General features: G+C 72.1%; 7 protein-coding genes. 5 read left to right on the top strand and 2 right to left on the bottom strand.

Annotated elements, in window-relative coordinates; genetic code table 11:
• Positions 1-298: 298 nt before the first annotated feature.
• Positions 299-1,066, top strand: a complete 768-nt coding sequence (locus ABZW18_RS08025) for a hypothetical protein (RefSeq protein WP_356183720.1) — start codon at positions 299-301, stop codon at positions 1,064-1,066.
• Between the two features lie 68 nt (positions 1,067-1,134).
• Here ABZW18_RS08025 and ABZW18_RS08020 read toward each other — a convergent pair whose 3' ends face one another.
• Entirely contained in the window at positions 1,135-2,415 is a 1,281-nt protein-coding gene (locus ABZW18_RS08020; RefSeq protein WP_356183683.1) for a DUF1015 domain-containing protein, read from the bottom strand.
• 71 nt (positions 2,416-2,486) lie between these two features.
• Here ABZW18_RS08020 and ABZW18_RS08015 point away from each other — a divergent pair, with 71 nt between their 5' ends.
• Positions 2,487-3,560 carry an HAD-IIA family hydrolase gene (locus ABZW18_RS08015; RefSeq protein WP_356183680.1) on the top strand — a complete coding sequence of 358 codons (1,074 nt, stop codon included), beginning with the start codon at positions 2,487-2,489 and terminating at the stop codon, positions 3,558-3,560.
• A 140-nt stretch (positions 3,561-3,700) separates the two neighbouring features.
• Here the strand turns inward: ABZW18_RS08015 and ABZW18_RS08010 are convergent, their stop codons facing one another.
• Positions 3,701-4,048: an SCP2 sterol-binding domain-containing protein gene (locus ABZW18_RS08010; RefSeq protein ID WP_356183677.1), complete on the bottom strand. Its 348-nt coding sequence runs from the start codon at positions 4,046-4,048 to the stop codon at positions 3,701-3,703.
• Between the two features lie 66 nt (positions 4,049-4,114).
• Between ABZW18_RS08010 and ABZW18_RS08005 the strand changes: the two genes are divergently transcribed.
• From ABZW18_RS08005 to ABZW18_RS07995, 3 genes are all read left to right on the top strand, one after another.
• Positions 4,115-4,381, top strand: a complete 267-nt coding sequence (locus ABZW18_RS08005; protein ID WP_356183675.1) for a hypothetical protein — start codon at positions 4,115-4,117, stop codon at positions 4,379-4,381.
• 79 nt (positions 4,382-4,460) lie between these two features.
• Positions 4,461-5,267 (top strand): TlyA family RNA methyltransferase, encoded by an 807-nt coding sequence (locus ABZW18_RS08000; RefSeq protein ID WP_356183672.1) that lies wholly within the window; start codon positions 4,461-4,463, stop codon positions 5,265-5,267.
• Entirely contained in the window at positions 5,264-6,166 is a 903-nt protein-coding gene (locus tag ABZW18_RS07995; protein ID WP_356183669.1) for an NAD kinase, read from the top strand. The genes ABZW18_RS08000 and ABZW18_RS07995 overlap by 4 nt, the downstream gene beginning before the upstream one ends.
• The last annotated feature ends 174 nt before the right edge of the window (positions 6,167-6,340 follow it).

The following is a 6,340-nucleotide window of genomic DNA, read 5'->3' as shown; positions in this document are numbered from 1 at the left end:
CGATGACCGTGGTGGTCGGCCGGGTGCCGGCCAGGGACGTAGGGACGACAGGCCCTCGTACTCCCGGGACGACCGGGACCGAGGTCGTGACGACCGGCCGCGTGGGCCGCGGCGCGACGATGAGCGTGGCGGGTTCCGTGGGCGGGACGATCGCGGGCCGAGCCGTCCGTACGGTCAGGGTGGCCGCGGGCGGGACGACCGTTCCGGAGGTTCCGGAGGCCGTGACGACCGCTCGCGCGGGTACGGGCGCCGTGACGACCGTGACAGGGGCGACCGCGAGCGCGAGCCGGTCCGGCGGCTGCCGATCCCCGAGGACGTCACCGGCGAGGAGATCGACAAGAGCGTGCGGCAGGAGCTGTTGAGCCTGCCGAAGACTCTGGCCGAGGACGTCGCCAAGAACCTCGTCATGGTCGCCCAGTTGCTCGACGAGGACCCGGAACGCGCATACGAGTACTCCCGTATCGCGCTGCGGCTCGCCTCGCGGGTCGCCGCCGTGCGCGAGGCCGCCGGGTTCGCCGCGTACGCCACGGGCAAGTACACCGAGGCGCTGGCCGAGTTCCGTGCGGCACGCCGTATGACGGGCTCCGTGGAGCTGTGGCCGGTGATGGCCGACTGCGAGCGGGGCCTGGGGCGGCCCGAGCGGACGTTGGCCATGGCCGGCGAGCCCGAGGTGCAGAAGCTGGACCGCGCCGGACAGGTGGAGATGCGGCTGGTCGTGGCCGGGGCACGGCGGGACATGGGCCAGGCCGAGGCCGCCGTCGTCACGCTGCAGGGTCCTGAGCTCGGTTCGAACTCGATTCAGCCATGGACGGCGCGGCTGCGTTACGCGTACGCCGACGCGCTGCTCGCCGTCGGTCGCGAGGACGAGGCCCGCGAGTGGTTCGCCAAGGCTCTCGAGGCCGATCAGGGCGGCAGCACGGACGCGTCGGACCGGCTGGCGGAGCTGGACGGCGTGGAGTTCACGGACGCGCTCGACCCGGACGCCGATCCGGAGGAGGGTACGGGCGCCGTGCCCGATGCCGACGCCGATGCCGACAGTGGCGTGAGTGAGCAGGACAAGGACTGACTGACGCAGTCGCAGTGGCACTGACAGGAGGGTGGGATCCCGCTACGGGGTCCCACCCTCCTTCGTCATCAACCCAGTTCGAGGCTGCGCAGCACCAGACCGGTGGCCGGTTTGGGGCCGAATGACGTGGACTTGCGCGGCATCGTGACGCCCTGCTGGGCGAGTTCCCGTACGACATCCTCGCGGACCGGGTGCATCACGACCGCCGTCCCGCCCCGCATCTCCGCCTGTTCGACGGCCGCCGCGGCATCGTGGATGTAGCCGATGTGCTCGGCGGTGTCCGGGATCTGCCACACATGCTCCAGCATGACCGAGTGCAGGACTGTGGCGTCCAGGCTCCGCCAGGCTTCCGGGCGCCCCCGCGGGACCGTACGGTCGAGCAGGCCGGGGTCCGGACGGTCCACGAGACGGAATCCGCCGTCTCCCGCGAGAAGGTAGGCGTTGCCCCCCGCCTCCGAGGCGGCCGCGAGGCTGTCGAGCGCGGCGGGGAGGGGCCCGTCCACCTTGCGTATCCGGAAGGACCCTTCGAGGGCCGCGGCGGCGTCCCCGACCGGCAGTTGGTGGAGCAGGCGGTGGATTGCGCGGACCCGCAGCGGATAGCGGGCGGTGTCCACCAGAAGGACCAGGCCGGAATCCCAGGGGCCGGGGGCCGCATGCTCGGCGTGCAGCCGGAGGTAGGTGGCCCAGCGGTGGTGGCCGTCGGCGATGACGGCCTGCCTGCGCGAGAGATCCGCGTCGATCTCGGCGAGTTCGGCGGGGTCGGTCACGGCCCACAGCCGATGGCGGAAACCGTCCTCCGTGGTGGTGGAGAGCAGCGGGGAGCGGTGAATGGTGCGCTCGATCACGGCGGTTGCACCCACCGTGCTGCCAGTGCTGCGGTAGGTGAACAGCAGCGGTTCGAGGTTGGCGGCCGTCTCACGCATCAGCGCCGCCCGGTCCTCCACGACATCGGGCATGACGTCCTCGTGGGGGAGGACGACGCCCTCCTCGGGCGGGCTGAGCCGGAGCGCGCCGATCAGCCCGCGCTGCAGCAGTTCGCCGCTGCGCTGCTCGTAGACATACAGCGCCGGTTCGGGATCGGCCCTGAGCACGCCCTCCGCCTGCCAGCGGTGCAGGGTCTCGGCGGCCTGCCGGTTGCGCGCGGTGGGGGCCGCCGCCTGGGGCAGGATCAGCCGGACGATGTTGTACGGGTCGGCGGTCTCGAGGTGGCGCAGTCCGTCGGGCCGGACCACGACGTCGTACGGCGGGGAGGTCACGGCCGCGAGACTGCCGACCCGCTCCGGGACATAGCGCAGTCCTCGGAACGGCGACAGTCGCAAACCGTCGCGGGCAGGCTCAGGTGTGGTCATTGGTGCATGTTATGCGGCCGTGAGTGATGCGGGATGATCGGGGGACGGCAGCGAACGAGGAGCGAGACACCATGAGCCAGCAGAGCCGGACCGATGCCCGGGACGATGCCGGAGTACCTGCCGGGATCCCTGCCCGGACCAGCACCGATGCCTGCGAGCAGCCGCTGAGCGAGGCGTACGACACGGCCCTGCTCGACCTGGACGGTGTCGTCTACGCGGGCGGGGCGGCGATCGATCACGCGGTCGAGTCGCTGGCGACGGCCCGGGACGGCGGGATGCACCTCGCCTATGTCACCAACAACGCCTCTCGCACGCCGCAGGCGGTCGCCGAGCATCTGACCGACCTCGGGGTGCCGGCCGGGGCCGCTGACGTGATCACGTCGGCGCAGGCGGTCGCGCGGCTGATCGCCGATCAAGTTCCCGCGGGGGGACGGGTGTTGACGATCGGCGGGGAGGGGCTGCGGGCCGCGCTGCGCGAGCGCGGGCTGGAGCCGGTGGACTGGCTGGAGGACGACCCGGTGGCTGTGGTGCAGGGCTACGACCCGAAGCTCGGCTGGGAGCAGTTGGCGGAGGCCTCGTACGCGGTCGGGCGCGGGGTCCCGTGGTTCGCCTCGAACACGGATCTCACCATTCCGACCGCGCGCGGCACTGCCCCCGGCAACGGTGCGCTGGTGGAGGTCGTACGGATCGCCACCGGCAAGTGGCCTCAGGTGGCGGGCAAGCCGCTGCCGCCGATGCACCGCGAGACCGTGCTGCGGACGGGCTCGAAGCGTCCGCTGGTCGTCGGCGACCGGCTCGACACGGACATCGAGGGCGCGCATGTGGGCGGGGTGGACTCGCTGCTGGTCCTGACGGGGGTGACGGACGCCGCCCAGTTGACGGCGGCTCCGCCGGAGCACCGGCCGACCTATGTGGCCGCCGATCTGCGGGGGCTGCTGACGGGGCAGCCCGAGGTGGCGGCGGTCGGTGGATCTTTCCGCTGCGGGGGGTGGACCGCGTCCGTAACGGGCGGCGAGGCGGTGCTCGACGGTGACGGGGAGGCGCTGGACGGGCTGCGGGCGCTGTGCGCCGCGGTGTGGACGGAGGCAGGCGACGGACCCGGCGAGGTGGACTCGGGCAAGGCGCTGGCCCGGCTGGGGTTCTGAGTGCCGCCGCGCCGCTGCCGGTCGGACCACCCGTACGGTCCGATGGCGGCGGCGCGGCCGGGCGTACGTCTTGAGCAGCGCCTATGCCTATAGCGGCGCCTACGCCTCAGGGGGCGCGTACGCCTCAGAAGGCGCGCCACCTACAGCAGCGAGCGCAGCCGCAGCAGGTCCCGCAGGCCCGCCTCGAGCTTGACCCGGCCGCTGCCCCACGCCCTCGCGAAATTCAGCCGTCCTTCGACCAGGGCCACCAGGTCGTCGCTGGCCATCGTCAGCCGGATCTGTGCCCGCTCCGGCGGTGGTCCGGGCAGGGTCGTCACATCCTGGATACGGCTCTGTGCGAGGCGTCCTACGAAGGTGACGTCCAAGTCGGTGATACGACAGCTCAGCGAGCGGTCCAGGGCAGCGGCGCTGCGCAAATCACCGTTCGCCTGTGCGAGATTCTCCGAAAGCTGGTCGAGCGCACCGCGACACTCCTCGATCGTCCTCATCGTGATCGACGGTACCCCAGGGCATCGTTCTCCGAAGAAGGTGCAGTTCGGGGTAGCGTCGGGACCATGAATGAGCCGATGCCCGGCGCGGAGCCGGGACCGGAGGACGAGCCGCTGCCACTCGGCATCGCCCGCACGCCCACGGGCAACGCGGAGGTCGAAGCGCAGCTGGAACGGCTGGCTGATGCCGATCACCTGCCCGCTGACGGACACATCGAGGTGTACGAGGATGTGCACCGGGGCCTGCGCTCCGCGCTCACCTCGCTCGATTCGGCCCAGCCGCTCCCCGGTCCGCAACCGCCGGCGGAGCATCGGCCGTATGAGGACGACTGACCGGGCGCCGGCCCGGCGACCGGAGCTCAGCGCGACGCAATCCCATGGAGTCATACCGCTCGGAAGGAGCGAACCGCACGTGGCACGACGCCGACTCGACGCGGAACTGGTGCGCCGCAAGCTGGCCCGCTCGCGAGAGCACGCGAGCCAGCTGATCGCCGCAGGCCGGGTGACCGTCGGCGGTGCCACCGCCACCAAGGCCGCGACGCAGGTGGAGACCAGTGCGGCTCTCGTCGTCAAGCATGACGCCGACGACCCGGACTACGTCTCCCGCGGCGGGCACAAGCTCGCGGGAGCGCTCGCCGCCTTCGGCCCGCTCGGGCTGGAGGTCAAGGGCCGCCGTGCGCTCGATGCCGGAGCGTCGACGGGTGGCTTCACCGATGTGCTGCTCCGGTCCGGGGCCCGTCATGTCGTCGCGGTCGATGTCGGCTACGGCCAGCTCGCCTGGTCCCTGCAGAGTGATGAACGCGTCACGGTCAAGGACCGTACGAACGTACGTGAATTGGAACCGCACCTCATCGGTGGCGAACCGGCCGACCTCGTCGTCGGCGATCTGTCCTTCATCCCGCTCGGTCTGGTGCTGCCCGCACTCGTGCGCTGCGCCGCCGCGGACGCCGATCTCGTGCTGATGGTCAAGCCTCAGTTCGAGGTGGGCAAGGAGCGGCTCGGCAGTGGCGGAGTGGTCCGCAGCCCCGAGCTGCGTGCCGAGGCCGTACGGACCGTGGCCGGACAGGCGGCCGGGCTGGGCCTGGGCGTCATGGGCGTCACCGCGAGCCCGCTGCCGGGACCGTCCGGAAATGTCGAGTATTTTCTTTGGCTGCGTGCCGGGGCACCCGCACTGGACCCGGCCGATGTTGACCGTGCAGTGGCTGAGGGGCCGCGTTGACGACGACGACAGCACGCACCGTTTTCCTGCTCGCCCACACAGGCCGGCCGGCCGCCGTGCGCAGCGCAGAACTGGTCGTACGAGGGCTGCTGCGCAGCGGTATCGGCGTCCGGGTGCTCGCCGAGGAGGCCGCCGATCTCCCGCTGCCGGTGGCGGTGGAACTCGTCGACGCGACGCAGGACGTGCTTCATGGCTGCGAGCTTCTGGTGGTGCTCGGAGGGGATGGGACGCTGCTGCGCGGTGCCGAGTTCGCGCGCGCCTCGGGGGTGCCGATGCTCGGCGTCAACCTCGGCCGTGTCGGCTTCCTCGCCGAGGCTGAGCGCGACGACCTCGACAAGGTGGTCGACCGGGTCGTCACGCGCGCGTACGAGGTCGAGGAGCGGATGACCCTTGACGTGCTGGTCCGGAACAACGGGCGGATCGTGCACCGCGACTGGGCGCTCAACGAGGCGTCCGTGGAGAAGGCGGCGCGCGAGCGCCTGCTGGAGGTCGTGACGGAGGTCGACGGTCGGCCGGTCTCGCGCTTCGGCGGGGACGGCGTGGTCTGCGCCACCCCCACCGGCTCCACCGCCTACGCCTTCTCGGCCGGCGGACCGGTGGTCTGGCCGGAGGTCGAGGCGCTGCTCATGGTCCCGATCAGTGCGCATGCGCTGTTCGCCAAGCCGCTGGTCACCGCGCCGGACTCGGTGCTCGCGGTCGAGGTGCAGCCGCAGACCCCGCACGGGGTGCTGTGGTGCGACGGGCGTCGCACGGTGGAGCTGTCCGCCGGCGCGCGCGTGGAGGTGCGGCGGGGTGCCGTACCCGTACGACTGGCGCGGCTGCACCACGCGTCCTTCACGGACCGGCTCGTCGCGAAGTTCGCCCTCCCCGTCGCGGGCTGGCGCGGCGCCCCGCACTGACGCGGAGGAACCTCCCGGCTCTCCGGGGATGGTGTTCGGGCCCCCCGGGGGGCCACGCCCCGGTGCTGTTCGCCTCGGGGCGTGGCGCGGGCTCGGCAGCGGGGCTTCCGGCCGTGTCGCGTTCCGAGGCGGGTTCGTCGCCGGGGCTGATTACGGTCCGGCGGTGATCGGCGC

This window comes from Streptomyces sp. NPDC004647 (assembly GCF_040609575.1).
Classification (GTDB): domain Bacteria; phylum Actinomycetota; class Actinomycetes; order Streptomycetales; family Streptomycetaceae; genus Streptomyces.
Note: the sequence above shows the minus strand (reverse complement) of the source record. Positions and strands in the feature narration are given on the sequence as shown.

Coding starts and splice junctions, on each gene's coding strand:
- ABZW18_RS08020 (WP_356183683.1), bottom strand. CDS start 2,415: ATGACCACACCTGAGCCTGCCCGCGACGGTTTGCGACTGTCGCCGTTC.
- ABZW18_RS08015 (WP_356183680.1), top strand. CDS start 2,487: ATGAGCCAGCAGAGCCGGACCGATGCCCGGGACGATGCCGGAGTACCT.
- ABZW18_RS08010 (WP_356183677.1), bottom strand. CDS start 4,048: ATGAGGACGATCGAGGAGTGTCGCGGTGCGCTCGACCAGCTTTCGGAG.
- ABZW18_RS08005 (WP_356183675.1), top strand. CDS start 4,115: ATGAATGAGCCGATGCCCGGCGCGGAGCCGGGACCGGAGGACGAGCCG.